The organism is Pseudalkalibacillus sp. SCS-8 (assembly GCF_040126055.1).
GTDB classification, from domain to species: domain Bacteria; phylum Bacillota; class Bacilli; order Bacillales; family Fictibacillaceae; genus Pseudalkalibacillus; species Pseudalkalibacillus nanhaiensis.
In genome coordinates this window covers 1,653,629-1,678,217 of sequence record NZ_CP143541.1, presented here as the reverse complement: position 1 = coordinate 1,678,217, position 24,589 = coordinate 1,653,629, and the positions used below count along the sequence as shown (strand labels likewise).

Genomic DNA, 24,589 nt, shown 5'->3' with positions numbered 1-24,589 from the left:
CCATTTTAGTGTGTCCAATGCACTCTTCCTCATTTGTAAAAATTGTTAGGAAGAGCTCCAAAAAAAATAAAGCGGCGAAAATCGCCACTTTATTTTGCGTACTCGACTGCCCTTGTTTCCCTAATGACGGTGACTTTGATATGTCCAGGGTAATCGAGTTCATCTTCGATCTTTTTCGTGATGTCTCTTGCTAAGCGGTGTGACGCGATGTCGTCCACCATATCCGGTCGAACCATAATGCGGATTTCACGTCCCGCTTGGATAGCAAATGACTTCTCGACTCCATCAAAGGATTCCGAAATCTCTTCAAGCTTTTCAAGTCGCTTGATGTACGTTTCAAGCGTCTCTCTCCGTGCACCAGGCCTTGCAGCAGATAATGCATCCGCAGCGGCAACAAGTACAGCGATGATGGAAGTCGGTTCGGTATCTCCGTGGTGAGAAGCAATACTATTGATGACAACAGGATGTTCATTGTATTTCTCGGCAAGTTCCACTCCGATTTCAACATGGCTTCCTTCAACCTCATGGTCAATCGCTTTACCGATATCATGGAGTAGTCCTGCTCTGCGGGCTACTGTGACATCTTCTCCAAGCTCAGCAGCCATCAGACCGGCTAGATGAGCCACTTCCATGGAGTGTTTCAATACGTTCTGACCATAGCTTGTACGATACTTCAATCGTCCAAGGACCTTAATCAAGTCAGGATGCAATCCGTGTACACCCATTTCAAAGGTCGTCTGTTCACCGATTTCACGGATATACTCATCCACTTCTCTTCTAGATTTATCCACCATCTCTTCAATGCGAGCTGGATGGATTCGGCCATCAGAAACGAGTTTATCCAGAGCGATTCTTGCGATTTCTCTCCTGATTGGGTCGAAGCCTGATAGAATGACGGCTTCTGGTGTGTCATCAATGATCAAATCGATCCCCGTTAATGTTTCAAGGGTACGGATATTTCGTCCTTCACGTCCGATGATTCTACCTTTCATCTCATCGTTTGGCAGATTGACGACTGAGACTGTCGTTTCTGCAACGTGATCGGCAGCACAGCGCTGGATGGCCAGAGAAAGAATCTCTTTCGCCTTCTTATCTGCTTCTTCTTTCGCGTGATTTTCGCGCTCTTTGATCATAGCGGCAAGCTCATGGTCGATTTCCGACTGCGCTTGGTCCATGATCATCTGCTTCGCTTCATCGCGTGAAACTCCAGATAATCGTTCGAGTTCCAGTTGCTGTTGCTGCAACACATGCTCCACTTTGCTTTCCATCTCTTCAATTTGTTGTTGTTTTTTGGTGAGAGAATCCTCCCTTTTTTCTAATGATTCCTCTTTTTTGTCTAAGGTTTCACTTTTACGGTCAAGGACCTCTTCTTTTTGTACCAATCGATGTTCTTGTTTTTGAAGTTCTGATCTGCGTTCACGAATTTCATTTTCAGCATCAACTCGTTGCTTATGAATCTCGTCTTTCGCTTCGAGCAATGCTTCCTTTTTGCTAGCTTCAGCTTCACGTTTTCCATCTTCAATGATTTGCTTCGCTGCATGCTCGGCACTCGAAATTTTCGCTTCCGCAATGGATTTACGAACAAGATATCCAACAACTGCAAACACGATTGCAGAGACAAGCAAACTGGAGATGTAGACAAATATGTTTTCCATACCTATCACCTCCTCTTGCTATCTAATTGTTGGTTGTAAAATTGAATAGTTGTTACATAAGCTAGCTATTCACATACAGCGGATTCATTGTTTAACAATTGTAAAAGTAATCAAACAATATAACCTAATTGTATAGTTGTCCATTTTCAATGTCAAGAGCTGACAGAACGCACTTACTCTTCCAGTTGGATGGACTTTTTTCTTCTGATTTATTGGGTGTTGTAATGGTGGTGAATAGATGAAAGGGATTGTGTTCTCAAAAAGAGGGGGAGGAGAATTCAAACCTCTTTGTCTGCAGCATAATGATAGATGATGGAATGGGTTAGCTGATACTTTCTTCCGATCAAGGGAATTCCCATGTTCTTCAGAAGGTAATTCGTGGTCCTTGCTTTTACACCTAGAAAGTCTCTGATTTGTCTGTTGGTTACCAGCTGATTAAATAATAGACCATAGTCAACAACAGCACTCTCGTATGCTGTTTTGGAATTGTAAAAGCAAGCCGGACATTCCCAAGAAGCTTTAGTTCTTTTCATCTGGAAGTGGAAACACTTTGGACACTGGACACCTGTTAAGATTTGTTCCTTCTTTACGTTGTATTTCTCTAAATAATCAACTTTTAGTGGCTCGTCCTCCTTTAAAAGTTTCCTTACAACCTTTTTCAACTCTTTGGTTGTAATACTCGACTTGAAAAATTGTTTTTCAATTTCTTCAATCTTAAATGCAATTCCCGAATTATGTACAATCCAGTTGGATATTCCATAGTTTTTTATAGATGTTTTTAGAACGGTCTTGGGGTTGCTTATTGCTACGAAAGACCGAATAGGAAGAACAGGTAGATTATTTTGTTCCAGCCATTTTTTGAGCTGCACTTCCTGTCTTTTCAATTGTTTCGTCGGGTCCACAAACCCTTCTTCTAATCCATCTTGCTTTTTTCTGATGATCTGCTCAAATACCGGATCGAAGTATAAAGTTCCCGATATGTTCTTCACCTCCATTATTATGATTAAATGAATGGATATAAGTAAAAAATCAATTTGGAAGTATGTGTTGTCGATACGTAGGCGTATATTGTGGAAGATGTGATATTTGTCTTTCTGTAAATATCGAAGCTGATACTCTACTGACTTCTCACCTTTAAAACCTGCTCTAAGTTTGTTGATTGGCTGATCTAAGAGGGGTAAAACGAGAGAGTTTTGAGGTAGCCTGCGTTGAAAGGCCAATAATTGAAGCAAACTTAATGGAATCTGTACTTCTTTTTGGTTCATTAGCACCACTCCTGTCCTAAAAATCGTTAATTCTTCTCAATTATTCTCCACTTTTAGAATAATTCCTTTCACAGGCACGCTTATTTTCACCAATCAGCCGATTATCTACCAAAAAATCAAAATTATCTACGAAAATCCGAGTTTATCTACGAAAATTTAGAATTATCTACAGAAATTATGATTTATCTACCAAAACGAGATTTTATCTACAAAACTGCAAATTACATCTTTTTGCATAAAAAAAGATACCCGGTTTACCGGGTATCTTCATATACTTAATTAAACGAGTGTATCGGATTCTTCCTCTTCTGTTTCAGCAGCAGCTGCCGTTTCGTTCGTACTCATTTGATAGTACGTACGAATCGACTTGTAGATCTCACTTTCGATCGCTTCATTTTCCTTCAAGAACTGCTTGGCGTTTTCACGGCCTTGACCGAGACGTTCGCCGTTAAAGGAGTACCAGGCGCCGCTCTTTTGAACGACATCGATGTCTGAACCGATATCGAGAATCTCACCTTGTTTGGAGATTCCTTCTCCATACATGATATCGACTTCAGCAGTCTTGAATGGAGGAGCAACCTTGTTTTTAACGACCTTGATACGAGTCTTGTTACCTACCATGTCGTTTCCTTGCTTCAATGTTTCTGCTCTACGTACTTCCAGACGGACGGATGAATAGAACTTCAACGCACGTCCACCAGGAGTTGTCTCTGGATTTCCAAACATAACTCCGACTTTCTCACGGATTTGGTTAATGAAGATCGCGGTCGTCTTCGACTTGCTGATCGCTCCGGAAAGCTTACGAAGTGCCTGGGACATCAGACGGGCTTGTAGACCGACGTGTGAGTCACCCATTTCCCCTTCGATTTCAGCCTTCGGTACCAATGCAGCTACGGAGTCGATGATCAAAATGTCGACCGCACCGCTTCGGACTAATGCTTCCGCGATTTCCAACGCTTGTTCCCCTGTATCCGGCTGGGAAAGCAGCAATTCATTGATGTCGACTCCGAGCTTCTCAGCGTAAACCGGATCGAGTGCGTGTTCCGCATCGATGAAGGCAGCTTGACCGCCGTTGCGTTGCGCCTCTGCAATTGCATGGAGGGCTACTGTCGTTTTACCAGAGGATTCTGGTCCGTATACTTCGATGATTCTTCCTCGTGGATATCCACCTACTCCAAGTGCGATATCTAGCGAGAGTGATCCGCTTGAAGTCGTGGAAACGCGGTTTTCTGTTTGTTCCCCGAGCTTCATGACAGATCCTTTACCAAATTGCTTTTCTATTTGTCGTAATGCCATATCTAATGCAGCTTTGCGATCACTCATGAAATCACTCCTCTAAATTAACTAATCTCATCATACCTTTTTTCAATGCATTTGCCAACACTTTTTACGAACATTCATTCGCCTTTTTCGATTTTAGGTCTTTCCTGTGAACAGCTCGGCTAAAAGATCCTGTTTATGCCTTTCCACTCAATTCCTTCAGGAGGTAGAAGAGTCCATAATTGACGGTCCGGCTTCGCACTGCATTACGCCCACCGGCAAGTTGAAGCGGGTAGACATTCGTTCCCGATTCAGAAGCAACTCCGATAAAGACTGTTCCAGGCGATTTCCCTTCCATATCATTCGGACCAGCGACACCAGTGAAGCTGATACCGTAATCACTATCGAAAAGGGATCGGACATTTTCAGCCATCAGTTTTGCACACTTTTCGCTGACTGCTCCTTCATTATCTAATACGCTTTGTGGAATCTTCAGGTGGTCTCTTTTAATTTCATTCTGATAACAGATGATTCCCCCAAGGAAAACCTGACCGATTCCAGAGAGCTTCGTCAGATCGTGACCGAAATAACCTCCCGTCAAGCTTTCCGCACATGCTAACGTTTGATCGGTATCTTGTAATTTCTGCATGACCTCAGCTGCAAGAGTGGTTTCATTATATCCATAGAAATATTCTCCGACCCGATCAAGGATTTCTTTTTCGAGCTGATCGATCATCTCTTCCCCTTGTTCTTTCGTATCACACTTTGCCGTCAAACGAAGCGTCACCTCAAAATGTCCTGCCAAAGGAGCAATGGTCGGATTTGTCTGCTTATCGATCAGATCCATGATTCTGGTTTCAAGTGCCGATTCGCCAATCCCATAAAATCGCAGAACTCTTGAATGGATGAGTGCGTCTTCTTGGGATGCCCCTTTCACATAAGGGATGACATAATTCATGAACATCGGCTGCATTTCTTTAGGCGGTCCAGGTAAAAGCACATAAGTCGTTCCATTCTGTTGAAGCGCCATCCCCGGAGCCATTCCATTATTATTAGGTAGGACTTCCGCTCCTTCAAAAACAAGGGCTTGTCGCTTATTGTTCTCAGACATTGTCTGACCCGTTTTCGCATAGTACCCTTCGATCAAGGCCATTGCTTCTTCATTTTCGACAAGGGAAACTCCTAGATGCTCAGCGATGGTTTCTTTTGTCAAATCATCCTTTGTCGGTCCGAGTCCTCCTGTAAAGATGAGCAGGTCGGATCTCTTCTCTGCTGTTTCAATGCTTCCGATGAGCCGTTGTTTGTTATCACCGACGACGGTGTGATAATAAACATTAATCCCTTCTTCTGCCAAATGTTTGGAGATGAATTGTCCGTTTGTATTCGCAATTTGTCCGAGGAGAAGCTCGGAACCAATCGCAATGACTTCTGCATTCATTCTATACACCTCGCTTACTGGAAAAAGTAGAAGGGGTGACCCCAAAAATGCTTCACAAATGTTGTGGGCCACCCGCATGTAGGTACGCTTATTTCGACTTTAGCATAATGTGCTTGTTTTTCATAAAATAATCCCATCCAGAAAAAACCGTAATCAATGTTGCAGCCCATAGTGCCAAGGTTGCAAATGGGAACGAAATGGCTGTAAACGGAACGTTATGAAGTAAGAGTGCAGCAATTGCAATGATCTGAATCCATGTTTTCAGTTTGCCGAGCTGGCTTGCAGCGATTACATCACCGTCACCAGCAGCAATCAGTCTAAGTCCTGTGACCGCAAATTCACGGCTCAGGATCAGAATCACCATCCAGGCCGGGGCAAGCTGCAATTCCACCAATCCAATCAGTGCAGCTGTAACAAGCAGTTTGTCAGCTAATGGATCAAGGAATTTACCAAGATTGGTGACGAGGTTGAGCTTTCTCGCATAATACCCGTCAATCCAATCCGTGCACGAGGCAATGATGAATATCAGAGCTGCAATGAAATGATGTGTCGGAATCTCTCCCGAAAAGAGAGTCACACTTCCCCACTCAAAAGGGACAAGTAAAAAGATCATGAAAATCGGAATCATTAATACGCGTGAAAAAGTAATTTTATTAGGTAAATTCATAAAAGCCTCCTGTCGATGGTCAACATGCAACATGTCTATTTTACCACATTACTCCAGCTATAAAACGTCAGCAGGACATAACGGGAATCAAAAAGGATTGACCCAAGAAATCATACCTTAAGTCAACCCGTCTTTCATTATTGTGCCTGTTCTTCTTCCTTCTCAAACGTTATGACAATCTTCTGATGAGCACGATCGGATGGCGATGTTTCATAAGACAATGCTTTGCCATTGACCGTGATATCCACGTTTTGGGTAGCGCCGATATTGAACGTCACTTGAGATTCTTTCTCCAGTGAATATGTGAGGGTCTCCCCGGATTTAAATTCTTTCCCTCCAGGCTTCAAAAATTGCCCGTTCGAATCCCTCACATCAATATACGCATTTCCTTTCGTCTTCAACTCTACGTTGAATTCGTCGGTTCCGGAAAGCGCATAAGTGGTGACAATTCCTTCACTGGAAACGACATCGAGCTTCTGTTCCTGGACAGGTTCTTCCTCCTCAGACTGGGTTTCAGCCCCTTCTTCATCCTGTCCGGAATCATCTGTGCCTGTGTTCCCTTCATCTGTGTTCGGATCTGATTCCTCCGGTGGTTCCTCGGACTGCTCTGGCCCTTCCTCGCTTTCATACTGATCGACATTATCCTGGTTCGGTTCTGAACCGATATTATCCGGTTTGCTCGTTAGGAACCAATATGCCGCGACTAACAATGCGATGAGCAGTAATACTGTGAAAATGAGAGGAAGAATCTTTGCAATTTTACTGTCTTTAGGTACGTTTGTTGAATTACGTGATGAACGTGGTGCAAATTCCGTCTCTTTTTGATCGGTGGCAGGCAAGTCACCCGCATACTCTTCAAAAAGCTGGTCCGGATCTAAATCTACCGCCTCTGCATAGTTTTTAATGAATGCTCTTGCATAAAAGGCTCCAGGTAGAATGGAATATTGTCCTTCTTCGATTGCTTGAAGGTATCGCTTCTGGATCTTAGTCTTATCCTGTAATTGTTCGTACGATAAACCCTTGCTCATTCGCGCCTCTTTCAGGCGCTGACCCAATTCTGTCATACTACCACCTACCACTATTCAAAATCAAAGGATGTGACGTTTGTCTCTACGACATCGTATGTAATCTCTTGGTCTGGCTCGTCACGCAACTCGATAATATAATCAAAATCATCCATTGTATATTCGGATTCCCTCACGAATACATCCGGATGCTCGACGATTTTCGTTGCAGGAAGCCTCATCACTTCGCGTATCAATTGCCAATGCTTTTCCGATGATCGTTTCAATGAGACGATACCATCAATCAAGAAGACATGATCATTGCTGTATTCATCATCTGCCAACTGGCTTCGAATCGTTTGTCTCAATAAGGTGGATGAAACGAAAACCCAGCGTTTATTTGCACATACGCTGGCTGCAACAATCGATTCCGTTTTACCGACCCTTGGCATTCCACGTATTCCAATCAGTTTATGACCATCGACTTTAAACAATTCAGCCATGAAGTCGACAAGAAGACCTAGCTCATCCCGCACGAATCGAAACGTTTTCTTGTCATCCGCATCCCGTTGTATGTATCGGCCATGCCTTACGGCTAAACGGTCCCGCAGCTTCGGCTTCCTCATTTTTGTTATCGTGATGTTATCCATCGTTTCCAGAATCGTCTTCAGACGTTCGACTTGTTCCCCGTTATGTACGAGCAGCAACATTCCACGTCTCATATTATCGACACCATTGATGGTGATGATGTTGATTCCAAGCATACCGAGTAATGAGGAAATATCACCTAAGAGCCCTGGGCGGTTCTTATGTATTTCATACTCGAGATACCATTCTTGTGCTTCCATGACCAGACCCCTTTCTTCTTTTCCCCAATTTCCGACATCCTTTTCCTTTATGATAAATGATTTTTACCGTTAAGAAAAGAAAAATAAGAGAAAACTTGCCAATAATTAAAAACCGAATTCCGTGAACAAATCCCATTTGAATGAAAAAAGCTGACCGCTTCCGATCAGCATTTTTCCTTATTATTCTTCGTCTCTACGATCTTGAACGAGCTTGACCATCATGCTTGCAATTGAGTGACGCTCTTCTTCAGAAGCAACATTCCAAAGGTCTGCAAGCACCTTTTCTTCAGCATTCTTCGGTTCAACCTGTTCAGCAAGGTAGCCTCCGATTTCAGTGGCGATTTCTGTAATCGCTTCGCCCTTCATCCCTTTTTCTTCAGCATGACGTAAACGGCTACCGAGAAAACCTTTCCACTCTTCCCAGTTATCAAGAACAGACATGTGCAGTCCCTCCTAGAAATTTAAAATCGTTCACGCCTTATCATGTCTCATGCTCGAAGAAATTATGCACCTGTTTTTTATCCGTTCAACAGTACCATGCACCATTTACAGGCAGGATATGTCCAGTAATATAGGATGATTTCGGAGAGATGAGATATCCGACAGCATCGGCGACTTCTTCAGGTAAACCGAAACGCCCGAGTGGTATATCCTCAGAGATTGCTTCCAGCTCCTCATCGGTTAAATGCTCGTTCATCTTCGTGGCGATGATTCCTGGTGCTACAGCGTTGACTCGAATACCGCTTGGTGCCATCTCTTTCGACAGAGCCTTCACCATCGTATTCATGCCGCCTTTAACCATTGAATACAGCACCTCACACGAGGCACCTGTCTGCCCCCAGATGGACGTGATCATCACAATCGAGCCTTGCTTCTTCGTAATCATTGAAGGCAGGATTCGTTGCAAAAGCTGAAACGGGCTCTTCAGCTGGAGCTGGACCATACTATCCAATTCCTTGTCCGAAACATCTGTCATCAATCCTGAATGGGAGCTTCCACAATTATAGACAAGGACATCGATGGCTTGTTCAAGCTGTTCAACGAGTTGCCCAGGTCCTTCTGGCGAGGCAAGATTTGCTTTGATCAATCTGCATTCGACATCTGAGGATAACTCGAATTGCAATTGCTCAACAGCTTGTTTGTTCTGATAATAATGCAAATATAAATGATGACCCTGTAAAGCCAATTCCCTTGCAATGGCTTGTCCAATTTCCCCACTTGCTCCTGTAATCAAGGCATACGTCTTCCCCATCTTGTCAACTCCTCCCACTAATCAGAATCTAAATGACGGAGAGACTGACTCTATATCGCCAGTCTCCTTTCTTTCCAAGAAGAGATACTATACACTTTTCGGTCTTATCTGGCAACTTGTAGACGATTTCTCTGTAAAATGGTCCTTCAGGATCGTCTCAAGATCTTCTTTCGATATCTGATCGTACATTTCTCCTACTTTAAAAAGGTTCATTTCCCCGAACTGGAAACGTGTGAATTGATTCGCGATGTATTCAGGGGAATTCATCGAACGTAAGAAGCTGCCGATTTTTTTCTTTTTCAATCGATCGATCGTTGCACCGTCGATTCCTTTCGACTTGACGGCTTCAATCATTTCCATGATTCGTTGCGTCAAACGGTCAGGGTCACTCGTATCCCCGCCGATCAAGGAGAATCCGAAATCATCTTCCTCGGTATAGTCGAATGAGAAAGACTGATCGATTAATCCTTCACTATAAAGCTCCTCATAGTTGTCAGAGCTCTGACCGAATAGATAATCCAAAAGCAGATTCATGCCGAGTTCGTACTTCAAACGTTCATCACCGAATCTTCCGGTATTGGCTTGCTTGAATCCAATCATGCATTTCGGTGTCTGAACAGTCATTTTGATGACCGACTTCTTCTTCGCTGCCTCCTGGGGCTCATCCTCAAAAAATCGTTCAATTTTCTCAGGTGGAGCAAATTCCTTTTGCGCCTGATTTTCGCGCACGAAGGTCATAATCTCTTCAGGCTCTACATTACCAACTATGAACAACAGCATATTACTCGGGTGGTAGAAGGTTTCATAACACGTATAGAGATCATCCTTTGTGATCTTTGCAATCGACTTCGCCGTTCCAGCAATGTCGATTTTGACTGGATGATGGTGGAACATGTTCTCGATCGTGCCGAAATAAACACGCCAATCTGCATTATCATCATACATCTCAATTTCTTGCTCGATGATCCCTTTCTCTTTTTCCACTGTTTCTTCCGTGAAATAAGGCTCCTGCACAAAATCGATCAACGTCTGCAAATTCTTTTCGACATTGGATGTACTTGAGAACAGATAGGCTGTTCGAGTGAAGGATGTGAACGCATTGGCGGATGCTCCTTGTTTGCTGAAATCCTGGAACACATCTCCATCTTCTTTTTCAAACAATTTGTGCTCAAGGAAATGAGCGATACCATCTGGAACTTTTATCGGTTCGTCCGCTCCTAGCGGTGTAAAATGATTATGAATGGATCCATATTTGGTCGTAAACGTAGCATAGGTCTTGTTGAACCCTTGTTTCGGCAGGATATATACCTGCAGGCCATTGTCTAGTGTCTCTGAATAGAGCGTTTCTTTTAATAGATCAAAATGGACTTGTTCCATGATCACTGACCCTCCCCTTTCAGGAAATAGATCGTATCCAATGTTACAGTACCGGCAACCTCGATGATGTCATCCATCGTGACAGCCATGATGCCTTCGATCCATTCCTCAATTGTCCGTTCAACACCGCTGAGCTTGGAATGGTAGAGAAGATCAACCCAACTATTCGGATTATCAACCGATTCAAGGATCTGATTTCGGAGCATTTCCTTCGTCTGTTCAAGCTCCCCGGTTGTTATGTCTCCCGATTTCATCTTATCCATTTGTTCCCGGATGATTGTAACGGCCTTTTCATAATTTTTGAATTCTATACCTGACATGACAAAAATCGCACCGATATGACTTTCCATCCTTGAAACTGCATAATAAGCAAGACTTGCCTTTTCACGAACATTGATGAAAAGCTTCGAGTGGGAGAAACCTCCGAAAATGCCGTTGAACACCTGCATGGCGTAGTATTTCGGGTCGGCATACGTAATGGAAGTACGGTACCCCATGTGAAGTTTTCCTTGCTTGACATCCTGTTCATCAAAAATAATGTTTTCTTTTTCTTTCCTTACAGGAGCTTCAGCATCGGGCTGATTATCATGCGATCGATCCCCTAAATTGAATTTCGACTCGACAGACTTCAACATTTCATCGCCATTGATGTCTCCAACAATGTAAAAATCAATTTCATCGTTCTTGATGACATCCTGGTAATAGGTATATAGATCTTCAGCTGTGATCGTATCAACTTCCTCTTCTTGTCCATATGCGTGAATTGCAAATCTTTCACCTTTGAACATCTCTTCAATCAACCGCTTATTCGCATATCTCATCTTATCATCATAAATGGATTGAATCTTCTGTTTCAGTACTCTCTTTTCTTTCCTTACGTTCTTCTCATCAAAACGTGTCCCGTCATTCAGCGGGTTTTGAAGAACTTCAGCAAGAAAAGAAAGGGATTGATCCAAGAGTGGTGTTTGATCAAGTAAGAACTTTTCATTGGAAACATCCATCCGTATCGTGATGATTTGATATGGACCTTTCTTCCCGACAGATGTGACGAAGCCTGCTCCATACATATCCTCCAACAATCTGTGTATATGTACCGAGGAGGGATACGACTTCGTACCTGATTTCAAAACCTGTGATAATAACGCACGTTTTGTCACATTTTCTTCTTCAATCTTCCGCTTGATTTGAATGGAAAATGTCGTTGTTTTATATTTATCCGTTTCTATGAGATGTAACGTATAGCCATTTAACGGTATTACCCGAGGATCTGTCGTTTTGGGCATAGTCTGGACCTCTCCTTCTTTTTTTAATAGCTTACCCGATTGGAACGGGAAACATGAACACATTCATATATACTCCGAAAAAGAAAGCAGCATACATCGGTCAAGCTCGATTTTTGTTTCTTCATTTCAACGTAAGAAGCAGTCATTTTTAAGGGCTCTTTTCGCAGACGTTGTTGCTCTTTAACTCTGGCAATTGGTTTAAACTGCGAGATATTCTACCGCTTCGGAAATACACTACGCTTTCCGCAGGCTCGTGCTTGAAGATCCCGCAGGAAGCGGTTTTAATTCCGAGAAAGCTGAAGCGTTGCTCGCGGAAAGCGACTGTCTGTAGTTGAAATCAAACTTGCCTCTGTGTCACCGCTTCTAGATTTCGTCCGAAAAGAGCCTTTTATAAAAAGGCGAAAAGAAAAAAAGAACTCCTCATAAAGAGAAGTTCTCTATCAATCATCGTTTTCCTTTTTCGTAAGGCTTACCGATTGCCTTCGGTGCATCTGCCCGACCTACAAATCCTGCCAAAGCAAGGATGGTCAGAACATAAGGTGAAATCAGCAAGAATACATATGGAATGTCTTGAAGCACCGGTATTTGTTGCCCCGTGATACTTAGCGATTGCGCTAATCCGAAGAACAATGCCGCTCCTAATGCTCCAAGTGGGTGCCATTTCCCGAAAATCATAGCAGCAAGGGCCATAAAGCCTTGACCTGCAATCGTTGAATGTGTGAAGTTTCCGCTAATGGATGTCGCATAGACTGCGCCTCCTAATCCAGCAAAAGCTCCACTCAACATAACAGCTACATAGCGCATCTTCGTAACGTTGATCCCCATCGTATCCGCTGCCATTGGATGTTCCCCGACAGCACGGAGGCGAAGTCCAAACGGTGTTTTATAGATGATGAACCATACGACAATCGCCAAAGCAATTGCAACATATGACGTCACATAGGCACTTCCGAACAACAACGGACCGATGATCGGAATGTCGGATAATACCGGAACATCCGATTTGAAAATCCGTTCATTCAAGTACGGTGTTTGACCGGCATCAAAGATTTTCTTCACGAGGAAGATTGTCAAGCCTGCTGCAAGGAAGTTCAACGCAACACCGCTGACGACCTGATCCGCCTTGAACGTAATGCTCGCTACGGCATGTAAAAGTGCGAACACTCCGCCGATGATGATCGCGACAAGAAATGAAAACCACGGTGATAAGCTTCCGAATCCCCATGTTTCTCCATAAAAGGTGAAGACTGCACCGACAAAGGCTCCCATCATCATCAAGCCTTCTAATCCGATGTTGACGACACCAGATCGTTCACTGAACACTCCACCGAGCGCAGTTAAAATAAGAGGGGTGGCTGCAAAGATGGCAGTTGGTATGATGATGCCTAGAATCTGCATGATATCCATCTAGATTTTCCCCCTTTTGTTAATGCGATTTCGTAGCCAGTGAACAAGATAGCTGGATGCAACGAAGAAAATAATCAGTGCAATGACGATCGTAATCAATTCAGGCGGAACTTGAGCGACTGCCTGCATATTGAGAGCACCGATTTTTAGACCGCCGAACAATCCGGCAGCAAGAATGATGCCGATTGCACTGTTCGCACCAAGCAAGGCGACGGCAATCCCATCGAATCCTACCCCTGTGAAGGCTGCATTAATTGTCATGTACTGGTATGTGCCGAGACCTTCCATCGCTCCTGCTACACCGGCGAATGCACCTGAAATGCACATGGAGAGGATGATGTTCTTCGGTACGTTAATTCCTGCATAATTGGAAGCATTTTGGTTGAATCCAACGGCCCGTAATTCATATCCCGTTGTCGTCTTCCATAATAAATACCACATGAGCAGTGCCCCAAGAATGGCAACGATAATTCCATAATGCAACCTAGAGAAGTCCGTCATCTCCTGCAAAAACATCGAAGATAAAGAAGCGGATGGCTGGATTTCTCCCGTACGCTCTCCTGGAGCCAACAAGAATGTCCGGATAATCGAGTTCGTAACATGTAGCGCAATATAGTTCATCATGATCGTCGTGATAACTTCATGAACTTTAAACCGAGCTTTCAGATATCCTGGGACTAGACCCCAAAGGGCTCCAGCGAGAGCTCCTGCTAATATCGCAAGTGGAATATGGATGAATGCCGATACGCCCTCTACGGCGATTCCAACATAGACTGATGCAAGCCAACCGACAAGAAGCTGCCCTTCAACACCGATATTGAACAATCCTGTTCGAAATGCGAATGCAACGGCTAACCCTGATAAAATCAATGGTGTCATCTGACGGATCGTTTCACCGATAAAATAGGGTTCCGTCACTAACACACTGAATAACGCTTGATAAGCGAGGAGCGGATTATATCCACTCGTCAACATGATGATTCCACCGACAAGGAGACCAAGTGCGACTGCGATTACAGGTACACTTATTTTGAATAGAACTTGTTGCAGTTTCACCTAGACGTCCTCCTTCGTGGATTGTTTTGAACCTGCCATCATCAATCCTAGTTCTTGTTCAGACACTTGTTTTGGATCGACGATTGCGACTATTTTTCCTTCATAGATGACCGCGATCCGATCACTGACATTCATAACCTCTTCAAGTTCGAAGGAAAGGAGCAGGACCGCTTTATTTGCATCGCGTTCTTGAATAAGCTTCGAGTGGATGAATTCAATTGCACCGACATCAAGTCCACGCGTGGGCTGTGCCGCGATCAGGAGGTCAGGACTACGATCCACTTCTCTTGCGATGATCGCTTTTTGCTGATTCCCACCAGAGAGTGCTCTGGCCTCTGTATGAACACTCGGTGTTCGGACGTCAAATTGATCGATCAATTCCTTCGCTTTTTTGAAGATCTGATTGGCCTTAAGTTGTTTATATTTTGAGAACGGCTCTTGATAATACGTTTGAAGCACGATATTTTCACCGATCGAAAAATCGAGGACGAGCCCGTGCTTATGACGGTCCTGTGGTATATGACCGACCCCTGCTTCGGTCACCTTCCTCGGTTTTTGATTGGTGATTTCTTTCCCGTTCAGGTTGATACTCCCCTTGGAGGCTTTCCTTAATCCCGTTATCGCTTCAATCAGTTCGGTTTGTCCGTTCCCGTCAACACCGGCAATTCCGATTATTTCTCCTGCTCGGACAGTCAAATCAAGTCCTTTTACAGCTTCTACACCTCGAGAATCTTTCACGACGAGATCCTTGATGACCAGTACATCCTGTTGAGGAGTGCTCGGTTCCTTTTCAGTCGTGAATGATACATCACGCCCGACCATCATCGAGGCTAACTCATCACGATTCGTATCTGCGACATTGACGGTCCCGATTCCTTTTCCTCTTCGGATGACCGTACACCGATGGCAAACCTCCATGATTTCTTTCAGCTTATGGGTGATCAGAATGATCGATTTCCCTTCGGCGATCAATCGTTTCATGATTTGAATCAATTCTTTGATTTCCTGTGGAGTCAGCACCGCAGTAGGCTCATCGAAAATTAAGATTTCCGCTCCACGATAAAGCGTTTTCAAAATTTCCACTCGTTGTTGCATACCGACGGATATGTCCTCGATCTTTGCATATGGGTCCACTCGAAGACCGTACTGTCTCGAGATTTCTTCAACCTTTTTAGCCGCTTTCTTGATATCGACTTGTCCACGGTGTTTCGGTTCCTGACCAAGTATGATATTTTCTGTAACCGTAAAATTTTCGACCAACATGAAATGCTGATGAACCATGCCGATCCCTAATTCATTTGCTATATTTGGATCCGTGATTTCCACTTTTTCACCACGGACTCTGATCTCTCCCCGTTCTGGCTGGTACAAACCGAACAAAACATTCATCAGCGTGGATTTCCCTGCTCCATTTTCACCTAATAGTGCATGGATTTCCCCTTTTTGTACCTGCAAGGTTACGTTATCGTTGGCAACGATGCCCGGAAACTCTTTACGTATATCCCGCATTTCAATGACGTATTCCAAATGTATCACTCCTACACCTGTAGTTCCTTCAAGCAAACTCTTTTCATGTCTATCCGCTATTAATTCCTCTGGAGCATATAAAGGATAATCCTACGTGTGTACGCAATCCTTCACTTGCTCTATTCAGGGATCCCCCTAATTCCAAATAAGAAGGAATGGTCAATTGACATGAACAAAGGCCAGTAGTACCTACCAGCCTTTGTATAGAGCTTATATGGTTTACTTACCGAATGATGTGAATTCTTCATCCGTCTTAGGTACTTCGATTTCCCCAGCGATGATCTTTTCTTTATATTCATCAACCATCTTCAATGCATCTTCAGATACGTTGTCTTTAGTAGGAGCGATTCCTACACCCTCTTCTTCAAGACCGAATTCGATGATTTCTCCACCAGGGAAGTTCCCTTCCTTCGTTTGCTTAGAAACTTGGAATACAGCCGTATCAACACGCTTGACCATGGATGTCAAAGTGACACTCTTGTTGTTTGCTTTGTCATAGACTCCTTCAGCGAACTGGTCACGGTCTACACCGATTACCCAAACATCTTCGCCATTCTTCTTACGGTTGATTGCTTCTGTGAAGACTCCTGCACCAGTACCACCAGCAGCGTGGTAGATGATGTCTGCGCCTTTACCATAAAGAGTTGAAGCGATTGCTGTTCCTTTTGCAGCATCATTGAAGTCCCCTGCGTATTGAGGGAAGATTTCAGCATTTGGATTTGCAGTCAATACTCCTGCTTTAAAACCGTTTTCAAATTTCTTGATAAGTGCACTTTCAACGCCACCGATGAATCCGATCTTATTCGTCTTTGTTTGTAGACCTGCTACCAACCCGACAAGGAATGATCCTTGGTGCTCTTTGAACGTGATACTTGCAACGTTATCCAATTCGACGACACTGTCAACAAGAGCGAATTGGCCATCTTTTTGTTGTTCAGCTACTTTTTTGATATCCTCTGTCATCAAGAATCCGATACCGAAAACCAGGTCATATCCTTGTCTAATCGCATTGTTCAAGTTCGGACGGTATTCACTTTGGTTGTCTGATTGAAGGTAGTTGTAACCTTTCTTCTCTTCAAGACCGTTCTCCTTACCAAACTCTTTAAGTCCTTCCCAAGCAGATTGGTTAAAGGATTGGTCATCAATTCCACCTGTATCCGTTACCATTGCGACCTTAAACTTGTCGTCCTTCTTTTCTCCATCCCCTGAAGTCGTGTCACTGCCACCACAAGCTGAAAGCAAAGTTCCAGCTGCTAAAACCATAGAAAGCATGAATCCATAACGTTTTTTCACAATTCTTCCCCCTTTATTTATTTTCAAAGTTTCATAGTGTAAACACGTATTTAGAAATCGACCGCTCCAGCTTCCACCCCCTTAATGTAATTCAAAGGCCTTACACCCGACGTCTGACAACATGGAAATCGAACTTATCTGCTCTGAAATAATTGAGTGAGTACAAGACAGGTTGATCATTCTGATCGTAATGCATCTGCTTTAAGACGAGCAGTGATGATTCTTCCTGACATTGTAGGATTTCAGAGATCTTTTCATGGTAGCCAACCGGCTCAATATGTGTAACCGCATACAATACACGGCTGTTTGATTCCTTTTCAAGTAGATTGAATAAGGATTCCTCTTCCTTCGCTTTCCCTTGTTCAGGCATCAGGCGAGCCGGAATCTGGTCGAGACAAAACACCACAGGTTGTCCATCCGCGGTACGGACACGTTCGACAACAACAAGTTCCTCTCTATCCCCAAGGTTGAAGCGTTGAGTTTCCTCGTCTGATGCTTTCCTCGTTTCTGATTCCAAGAAGAACGTCCCGGGCTTCTTCCCGCCGCGTTCAATCATTTCGGTAACGCTGAACAACTCTTCTATACCTGAAGAAAAGACTGCTCTTGAACGGACAAAGGTGCCTACACCATGCCGTCTGACGACGACATTCTCGTCTTCAAGGATCCTTAAGGCTTCTCTAAGTGTGGCCCTGCTGATCCCCAGTTGTTTAGAAAGCTCAAACTCACTCGGAAGCCGTTCTCCTTCCTCATAATTTCCAGCTTCAATATCTCGTTTCAATCGATCTATTACTTGCAAGTATAATAGACGATGGTCCGTTTTAATGGTCACACGTCTTCACCTCAAAACTACGATTAATCTATTTAATTTAACAATATTCGACAATACTATATCATTTTTACATCGATAAATAAATACTATTTTTACAGATTACGAAAAAATGTTACACGAATGTTTCAAATAAGACACTCTTTTCCTTCTGAATCAAGGAAATCGCAGGACACGAATGGTAATAGTTTCTATTTTCAGAATAGTGAATGAATGTGCGTAACAGGCAACATCCACTGTTCATTCCTTATTCCCTAGTTTCATCCATGGGGGTGATTTATGGCTTTTTAAAGATTCTTTCATCCTAATTTTTACTTTTTGATCCTCATCGCCGTTATGAAGGACATTTCCGCTTTATCCTCATGTCGGTTTGTCCTTCATCGCCCCTGTTAAAGAATTTTTTGTATAACAAAAAAGAGTGCCAAATCCTTAGGGATTTAACACTCTGAATTTTATTTTTCAACTGGAATCATTAACTGGATGATGCATCTTGATCTTGACGGGAAACCAACACTTCTCTCGGCTTACTCCCCTCATAAGGTCCGACGATTCCTCTTGCCTCCATCGCATCGATTAATCGTGCTGCCCTCGTATACCCGATTCTGAAGCGACGTTGTAGCATGGATACGGAAGCGGTTTGCATTTCGACAATAAGGTTTACAGCATCATCAAACAAATCATCCTCTACGTCATCCACCTTTTTATCGGGTACATCTGTCGGAATCATTTCTTCTTGATATTTCGCTTTTTGCTGACTGATGACAAAATCGACGATGTCTTGAACCTCTTCATCTGATAAGAAAGCACCTTGGACACGTGTCGGTTTATTTGCACCAATCGGGAAGAATAACATGTCCCCTTTACCCAGCAGCTTCTCGGCTCCCCCCATATCCAGAATCGTACGGGAATCTGTGGAGGAGGACACACTGAAAGCGATCCTGGATGGTATATTCGCTTTGATGACACCGGTTATGACATCCACCGAAGGCCTTTGCGTAGCAATGATCAAATGGATGCCGGCAGCTCTTGCCATTTGTGCGAGGCGGGTAATCGCGTCCTCTACATCCCCTGAAGCGACCATCATCAAGTCTGCAAGCTCATCGACGACGACGACGATATAAGGGAGCAAGGCTTGTTTCGCATCTGATTGTTCATTTTGACGCTTGATCATATTATTGTACCCTTCAATATTCCTTGTGCCGCTATGTGAAAACAACTCATATCGTCTTTCCATTTCATTTACGACCCTTTTCAAAGCTTGAGCTGCTTTTTTCGGCTCTGTGACAACGGGAGCAAGTAGATGCGGAATACCATTATAGACATTCAACTCAACCATCTTCGGGTCAATCATCATCATTTTCACTTCGTGCGGTTTGGCCTTCAACAGGATGCTTGTAATGATGCCATTGACACAAACACTTTTCCCGCTTCCTGTCGCACCAGCAATCAGTAAATGAGGCATCTTACTTAAATCGGCCAAAATCGGTTCTCCGGAAATATCGCGGCCTAGACCAATCGTCAGCTTGGCATTGACGTCATTCCGTTTCGTATCAACGACCTCCCGTAAGGATACCATCGCTACTTCTTGGTTCGGTACCTCGATACCAATGGCGGAACGACCCGGTATAGGGGCTTCAATCCTCAAATCCTTCGCTGCCAAAGCCAATGCAAGGTCATCGGTAAGGTTAACGATCTTGCTTACTTTCACACCGATTGCAGGCTGGACTTCATACTTGGTGACGGCAGGTCCTAAATGGACTTTCACGACCTTTGCTTTAACCCCGAAGCTCTCAAAGGTCCGTTCCAATTTTCTCGTGTTCTCGGATACATGCTGACGTTCGCGATGCTGTCCTGATTTGACCGGACGACTGAGCAGATCATATGGTGGGAGCTCATACGATTCATTTTCCACTTCAGCGATTGAGAAACCTGTACTGGAAGGTTCCTCCACAGAAGCAGTTGCTTTCGAGTCGTTCGCTTGTTCAACCTTCGGCTTCTTATCGGTTTCTTCCTGTTCCTTTTCTTCTTTCTCGAGCCCTTCAAACTGAAACGACTCCTGATAAGCATTTTCGGTGAAATCCTGGATAATCGGTTCAGAGTATTCTTCTGTCTCATTCGACGTTTCAGGCTGTACCGTGGCCTCTTTCGTCGTGCGCTTTCCTCGTGTCTTTCGTTCCTTCTTGCGTTCAGCCTGCCTTTGTTCTTTTCGATCCTGTAAGTGATCTTTCCAATCCGTATATGTATTCACTGTGAAATCCTTAAGAGGTACGAGGACTTTGCCAAGTAAATCCTTCATGGATAAGCCGGTCACCAATAAAATGGCGATGATCCACATGAAGAATATGATTACTTGTGTTCCTTCTGGTGCAAATAAGACATATGTAAATGCAAAACCGACGGCCCCGATCATTCCACCGCCAAGGTCAGCTCCACCTGTTTCTGCACTTTGATGACGTAAAAAGAGTTCCCACGTGTTTTGAATCACAGAAGGATTTTTCCACTCACCGTTTCTTGAAAGCAGATCAAACAGTTTCACGTGACTTTGGAGCAGAAGACCGAACACGAACAAATATAAACCTCCCAAACGGCGCGTGAAGAAAGTCGGAAATGTTCGTTTCCAAATCAAATAAATGGCTAAGACGAATACCCCTAGTAATAGAACCCCATACCATTCCCCTCCAAGGAGGCGGAAGAGATTTGCAAAGGTTCGTCCGACCTTGCCGAATTCCGCAGCAGCTATCATGGTCAATGCCAAAAGCGCTAATCCGAACACCTCGAAGGACAGCTGGGATTTCCAGCTTGCAGACTTTTTATTCTTTTTCTTGCGCTTCCCCATGTTTTCACCTCTCATGTGTATTCATGTTCGTTTATGGTAGTTGTGAGAAATCCTTTTATGTAGCGGAAAAGGGTTGACCCTGTAGATGAGCAGGACGTCCGCCGTTTCCGGCATCTCAATGGAAAAGGACGTGCTGTACACTCATAGGTCAACCCCTTTTGAGTAGTGTTATTATATCACATAGGATTAGATGGAACTAGACGGATTTTCATCAAAGCTGAACCCCATTTTCAACACTGTTCCAGGCTGTAAAGCTTCATCCAGGTAATGTGCCGGGTCTGTGCTCATCATCCGTATGATGCGACAATCTTGATTATCCAACCGCTCGACCATCAACGGAATACCGTTCATTTCAATCATGGAATGATTCTCGAAGGAAGAATTCTCTGCCTGGAAAATAAGTTCATGTGGCATTGATGTGTATAAAATCATTGGATCAGATCCTTTTCTTCATTCGGGCGTTTTGCCTCGATCAGTTCATTCAGCTTCTTCATCGCTTTTCCAAGCCCACCTACTTCATTGATGAGCCCATATGCTACTGCATCGTCTCCAATGACATTCGTACCGATATCCCTTGTCAGGTTTCCTTTGGAAAGCATCAATTCCTTGAACTTCTCTTCTTCGATATTCGAGTGTCGAAGAACGAAGCTGATTACGCGCTCTTGCATTTTATCCAGATATTCGAAGGTTTGCGGTACCCCGATCACGAGCCCTGTCAATCGGACCGGATGGATTGTCATCGTTGCTGTCTCAGCTATGAAGGAATAGTCACCGGAAACGGCAATCGGGACTCCGATCGAGTGTCCTCCTCCAAGCACAAGACATACTTTCGGTTTGGATAGGGACGCAATCATTTCTGCAATCGCTAAGCCTGCTTCAACATCCCCTCCGACGGTATTCAAAATGACCAACAACCCTTCAATTTTCGGGTTTTGTTCAATCGCTACCAACTGAGGGATCATATGTTCATATTTCGTTGTTTTGTTATTCGGTGGCAGTTGGACATGGCCTTCAATCTGGCCCACGATCGTCATGCAATGGATGTTCGATTGTTCCATCTGCGGGACATTCGTCTGCCCCATCTGCTGTATTTTGTTGATTAAACTAGATGAATCCTTTTTGGATCCGTCTTGCTTTTTCGGTTGAGAAGGCTGAGAGGGTTGAGCAGGTTGTGTAGGTGTAACATCCTTGTTCGTTTTCTGTTGTTCGTTCATGATAGACTCCTTTCACGACAAACTTTCGTCTCCTTTTAGTATTGTCTTAATCGGAATCTTTCTATCCATTCGAATCACATTCTTGTTAAGCTCAAAAGGAGGGCTGTTTTTAAAAAATCATCCTTCTTCTTTAACAGATCCTGTAACGAAAAAAAGTGCCTGTCACTGATTGGATGGCCAACATCACAAACATTGGCGTCATTCAGGACAGACACGTTTTTCATTTTAAAATGATTTGGTTATTTCACTCTTGAAAATCCGTTCATCAATGACGTAAGTCGCACTCTCTCTTGTTCAGACAATGGAACAAGCGGCAAGCGGACTCCGCCTACATCTACACCTATGATTTGCAGCGCCGTTTTAACCGGCGTTGGACTTGGAGCTGAGAACATTTCATTCATGACCGGCAGTAGTTTTCTATGCCATTCAGCCGCTGTCTTCACATCACCTTGACGATAGGCGGCAATCATACTTTGCATTTCATTTCCGATTACGTGGGATGCAACTGACACGATTCCATCTCCGCCAACAGCAAGAGTAGGGAGTGTCAATCCGTCATCACCGCTGTATACTTTAAAGTCATCACTCGTCTTCGTGATGATTTCTGTGATCTGTTCAAGATCTCCACTTGCTTCTTTCACACAAACAATGTTATCCACTTCAGATAATCGGACGATGGTATCGACCGTCATGTTCACAATGGAACGTCCTGGTACATTATACAACATCACAGGAAGGTTCGTGGATTCCGCAATGGACTTGAAATGTAAGTATATACCTTGTGGGTTCGGTTTGTTGTAATAAGGTGCGACAAGCATCACAGCATCTACGCCAGCAGCTTCAGCCTGCTTTGTCAATTCGATGGAAGCATGGGTGTTGTTACTACCCGTTCCTGCTATGACCGGCACTCTTTTATTTACGATTTTTACGACATGCTTGAATAAGGCTACCTTTTCTTCTTTCGTCAATGTCGGGGACTCTCCTGTCGTCCCGGCGATAACGAGACCATCGGATCCATTTTCGATCAAATACTCGACGAGCTTTTCCGTTTTCGTAAAGTCGATGTTCCCTTTATGGTCAAAAGGCGTCACCATTGCAGTCAATACGTTTCCAAAATCCATTACGATTTCTCCTCCTTAGTCGTCATTTAATATTGGTTTCTTTGTTCCAGTGCAAAGACTTGGTGAAGAGCATTCACAGCATTAATCATATCTTCTTCTTCAACAAGGACCCAAATGGTCGTATGGGAGTCGGCAGATTGCAGGATGTTGATCCCTTGCTTCGATAAGGATTCAACGATTTTCGCCGTAACCCCAGGTACTCCAGCAATTCCTGCTCCTACAGCAGAAACCTTTGCGCAGTTCCGGTGGACATCCGCTTCATACCCCAATTCCTTCAGGATGGTAACTGCCTCATCCGTCAAGGAACCATTGATGGTATAGATGACACCTCTAGGGCTGATGTTGATGAAATCGACACTGATCTGCCGTTCTGCCATCGCTTTGAAGATTTTTGACTGGAATTCATAATCTCCTTCAGGTGCTTGAACCTTGATCTGGGTTACCCCGGGTACATGAGCGATACCAGTGATCAACCGATCCTCGATATCACGCCCTGCTCCTCCAGTAGTCGAGCTAGTCACCAACGTACCAGGATGGTCGCTGTAGGTCGAACGGATCCGGATGGGTACTTTGGACTGCATTGCAATTTCTACGGCCCTTGGATGGATCACTTTCGCCCCTTGGTAAGCCATATTGCATATTTCATTATACGTAACGACATCTAGCGGCCTTGCATCCCTGACAATCCTAGGGTCAGCCGTCATCACGCCTTCAACATCCGTGAAAATGTCGATCACCTCAGCGCCAAGCGCTGCTCCTAAAGCTGCTGCAGACGTATCACTTCCTCCTCTTCCAAGAGTCGTTACGTCTCCCTCGTTGGATTGTCCTTGAAATCCTGCAACGACGATAACATCCAGTTCCTCTAACGTTTTAGTAATTCTATCAGTATCCATTTCAAGAATCTTCGCATTTAGGTGTTCATTGTTTGTCTTGAATCCGGCTTGAGCTCCTGTGAATGCGATCGATGTTAACCCTTTTTGCTTTAAAAGGTTCGAAAAGACGACGGAAGAAATCACTTCGCCACAGGACATCAACAAGTCTGTCTCTTTCGGACTGATTGATGTAGAATTTCCCTGGATCAGACTCAATAATGTATCCGTCGCGTACGGGTCGCCTTTTCTTCCCATTGCTGAAACGACTACGACGACTTTTTTCCCATCTTCTACAGCATTCACAACATGTTGGACGGCCCGGTTCCGACCATCATCTGTCTTCAATGACGTGCCGCCAAACTTTTGAACGACGATATTCATTCTTGCA

General features: G+C 44.0%; 21 protein-coding genes. All 21 read right to left on the bottom strand.

Annotation, left to right across the window (positions count from 1 at the left end):
- Positions 1-89: 89 nt before the first annotated feature.
- The gene (gene rny / locus V1497_RS08650) at positions 90-1,655 is read right to left on the bottom strand and encodes a ribonuclease Y (RefSeq protein ID WP_349410569.1); all 1,566 of its coding nucleotides are present in this window, start codon (positions 1,653-1,655) and stop codon (positions 90-92) included.
- 278 nt (positions 1,656-1,933) lie between these two features.
- Positions 1,934-2,920: a nuclease-related domain-containing protein gene (locus V1497_RS08645; RefSeq protein WP_349410568.1), complete on the bottom strand. Its 987-nt coding sequence runs from the start codon at positions 2,918-2,920 to the stop codon at positions 1,934-1,936.
- Between the two features lie 279 nt (positions 2,921-3,199).
- Positions 3,200-4,243: a recombinase RecA gene (gene recA, locus V1497_RS08640; protein ID WP_349410567.1), complete on the bottom strand. Its 1,044-nt coding sequence runs from the start codon at positions 4,241-4,243 to the stop codon at positions 3,200-3,202.
- A 133-nt stretch (positions 4,244-4,376) separates the two neighbouring features.
- Positions 4,377-5,618 carry a competence/damage-inducible protein A gene (locus V1497_RS08635; protein WP_349410566.1) on the bottom strand — a complete coding sequence of 414 codons (1,242 nt, stop codon included), beginning with the start codon at positions 5,616-5,618 and terminating at the stop codon, positions 4,377-4,379.
- 88 nt (positions 5,619-5,706) lie between these two features.
- Positions 5,707-6,285 (bottom strand): CDP-diacylglycerol--glycerol-3-phosphate 3-phosphatidyltransferase, encoded by a 579-nt coding sequence (gene pgsA / locus V1497_RS08630; protein ID WP_349410565.1) that lies wholly within the window; start codon positions 6,283-6,285, stop codon positions 5,707-5,709.
- 137 nt (positions 6,286-6,422) lie between these two features.
- The gene (locus V1497_RS08625; RefSeq protein WP_414703613.1) at positions 6,423-7,313 is read right to left on the bottom strand and encodes a RodZ domain-containing protein; all 891 of its coding nucleotides are present in this window, start codon (positions 7,311-7,313) and stop codon (positions 6,423-6,425) included.
- Between the two features lie 50 nt (positions 7,314-7,363).
- Entirely contained in the window at positions 7,364-8,137 is a 774-nt protein-coding gene (locus V1497_RS08620; RefSeq protein WP_349410563.1) for a DUF3388 domain-containing protein, read from the bottom strand.
- Positions 8,138-8,317: 180 nt separating this feature from the next.
- Complete coding sequence (locus tag V1497_RS08615) at positions 8,318-8,578, bottom strand: DUF3243 domain-containing protein (RefSeq protein ID WP_349410562.1); 261 nt, start codon at positions 8,576-8,578, stop codon at positions 8,318-8,320.
- 85 nt (positions 8,579-8,663) lie between these two features.
- Positions 8,664-9,389: an elongation factor P 5-aminopentanone reductase gene (gene ymfI / locus V1497_RS08610; protein WP_349410561.1), complete on the bottom strand. Its 726-nt coding sequence runs from the start codon at positions 9,387-9,389 to the stop codon at positions 8,664-8,666.
- Positions 9,390-9,476: 87 nt separating this feature from the next.
- Entirely contained in the window at positions 9,477-10,766 is a 1,290-nt protein-coding gene (gene yfmH / locus V1497_RS08605; RefSeq protein ID WP_349410560.1) for an EF-P 5-aminopentanol modification-associated protein YfmH, read from the bottom strand.
- A gap of 2 nt (positions 10,767-10,768) precedes the next feature.
- Entirely contained in the window at positions 10,769-12,049 is a 1,281-nt protein-coding gene (gene yfmF, locus V1497_RS08600; RefSeq protein WP_349410559.1) for an EF-P 5-aminopentanol modification-associated protein YfmF, read from the bottom strand.
- A gap of 444 nt (positions 12,050-12,493) precedes the next feature.
- On the bottom strand, positions 12,494-13,456 hold the full coding sequence (locus V1497_RS08595; protein WP_349410558.1) for an ABC transporter permease: 963 nt from the start codon (positions 13,454-13,456) through the stop codon (positions 12,494-12,496).
- Positions 13,457-14,506 carry an ABC transporter permease gene (locus V1497_RS08590; protein ID WP_349410776.1) on the bottom strand — a complete coding sequence of 350 codons (1,050 nt, stop codon included), beginning with the start codon at positions 14,504-14,506 and terminating at the stop codon, positions 13,457-13,459.
- Between the two features lie 6 nt (positions 14,507-14,512).
- Positions 14,513-16,039, bottom strand: a complete 1,527-nt coding sequence (locus V1497_RS08585; protein ID WP_349410557.1) for an ABC transporter ATP-binding protein — start codon at positions 16,037-16,039, stop codon at positions 14,513-14,515.
- Positions 16,040-16,258: 219 nt separating this feature from the next.
- On the bottom strand, positions 16,259-17,335 hold the full coding sequence (locus tag V1497_RS08580) for a BMP family protein (protein ID WP_349410775.1): 1,077 nt from the start codon (positions 17,333-17,335) through the stop codon (positions 16,259-16,261).
- A gap of 97 nt (positions 17,336-17,432) precedes the next feature.
- The gene (locus V1497_RS08575; protein ID WP_349410556.1) at positions 17,433-18,161 is read right to left on the bottom strand and encodes a GntR family transcriptional regulator; all 729 of its coding nucleotides are present in this window, start codon (positions 18,159-18,161) and stop codon (positions 17,433-17,435) included.
- A gap of 469 nt (positions 18,162-18,630) precedes the next feature.
- Positions 18,631-20,994 (bottom strand): DNA translocase FtsK, encoded by a 2,364-nt coding sequence (locus tag V1497_RS08570; RefSeq protein ID WP_349410555.1) that lies wholly within the window; start codon positions 20,992-20,994, stop codon positions 18,631-18,633.
- Between the two features lie 186 nt (positions 20,995-21,180).
- On the bottom strand, positions 21,181-21,426 hold the full coding sequence (locus V1497_RS08565) for a YlzJ-like family protein (protein ID WP_349410554.1): 246 nt from the start codon (positions 21,424-21,426) through the stop codon (positions 21,181-21,183).
- Positions 21,423-22,208 (bottom strand): ClpP family protease, encoded by a 786-nt coding sequence (locus tag V1497_RS08560; protein ID WP_349410553.1) that lies wholly within the window; start codon positions 22,206-22,208, stop codon positions 21,423-21,425. The genes V1497_RS08565 and V1497_RS08560 overlap by 4 nt, the downstream gene beginning before the upstream one ends.
- A gap of 239 nt (positions 22,209-22,447) precedes the next feature.
- Positions 22,448-23,329 (bottom strand): 4-hydroxy-tetrahydrodipicolinate synthase, encoded by an 882-nt coding sequence (gene dapA, locus V1497_RS08555; protein ID WP_349410552.1) that lies wholly within the window; start codon positions 23,327-23,329, stop codon positions 22,448-22,450.
- Positions 23,330-23,355: 26 nt separating this feature from the next.
- Positions 23,356-24,582, bottom strand: coding sequence for an aspartate kinase (gene dapG, locus V1497_RS08550; protein WP_349410551.1), 1,227 nt, complete (start codon positions 24,580-24,582; stop codon positions 23,356-23,358).
- Positions 24,583-24,589 lie beyond the last annotated feature (7 nt).

Coding starts and splice junctions, on each gene's coding strand:
- rny (WP_349410569.1), bottom strand. CDS start 1,655: ATGGAAAACATATTTGTCTACATCTCCAGTTTGCTTGTCTCTGCAATC.
- V1497_RS08645 (WP_349410568.1), bottom strand. CDS start 2,920: ATGAACCAAAAAGAAGTACAGATTCCATTAAGTTTGCTTCAATTATTG.
- recA (WP_349410567.1), bottom strand. CDS start 4,243: ATGAGTGATCGCAAAGCTGCATTAGATATGGCATTACGACAAATAGAA.
- V1497_RS08635 (WP_349410566.1), bottom strand. CDS start 5,618: ATGAATGCAGAAGTCATTGCGATTGGTTCCGAGCTTCTCCTCGGACAA.
- pgsA (WP_349410565.1), bottom strand. CDS start 6,285: ATGAATTTACCTAATAAAATTACTTTTTCACGCGTATTAATGATTCCG.
- V1497_RS08625 (WP_414703613.1), bottom strand. CDS start 7,313: ATGAGCAAGGGTTTATCGTACGAACAATTACAGGATAAGACTAAGATC.
- V1497_RS08620 (WP_349410563.1), bottom strand. CDS start 8,137: ATGGAAGCACAAGAATGGTATCTCGAGTATGAAATACATAAGAACCGC.
- V1497_RS08615 (WP_349410562.1), bottom strand. CDS start 8,578: ATGTCTGTTCTTGATAACTGGGAAGAGTGGAAAGGTTTTCTCGGTAGC.
- ymfI (WP_349410561.1), bottom strand. CDS start 9,389: ATGGGGAAGACGTATGCCTTGATTACAGGAGCAAGTGGGGAAATTGGA.
- yfmH (WP_349410560.1), bottom strand. CDS start 10,766: ATGGAACAAGTCCATTTTGATCTATTAAAAGAAACGCTCTATTCAGAG.
- yfmF (WP_349410559.1), bottom strand. CDS start 12,049: ATGCCCAAAACGACAGATCCTCGGGTAATACCGTTAAATGGCTATACG.
- V1497_RS08595 (WP_349410558.1), bottom strand. CDS start 13,456: ATGGATATCATGCAGATTCTAGGCATCATCATACCAACTGCCATCTTT.
- V1497_RS08570 (WP_349410555.1), bottom strand. CDS start 20,994: ATGGGGAAGCGCAAGAAAAAGAATAAAAAGTCTGCAAGCTGGAAATCC.
- V1497_RS08565 (WP_349410554.1), bottom strand. CDS start 21,426: ATGATTTTATACACATCAATGCCACATGAACTTATTTTCCAGGCAGAG.
- V1497_RS08560 (WP_349410553.1), bottom strand. CDS start 22,208: ATGAACGAACAACAGAAAACGAACAAGGATGTTACACCTACACAACCT.
- dapA (WP_349410552.1), bottom strand. CDS start 23,329: ATGGATTTTGGAAACGTATTGACTGCAATGGTGACGCCTTTTGACCAT.
- dapG (WP_349410551.1), bottom strand. CDS start 24,582: ATGAATATCGTCGTTCAAAAGTTTGGCGGCACGTCATTGAAGACAGAT.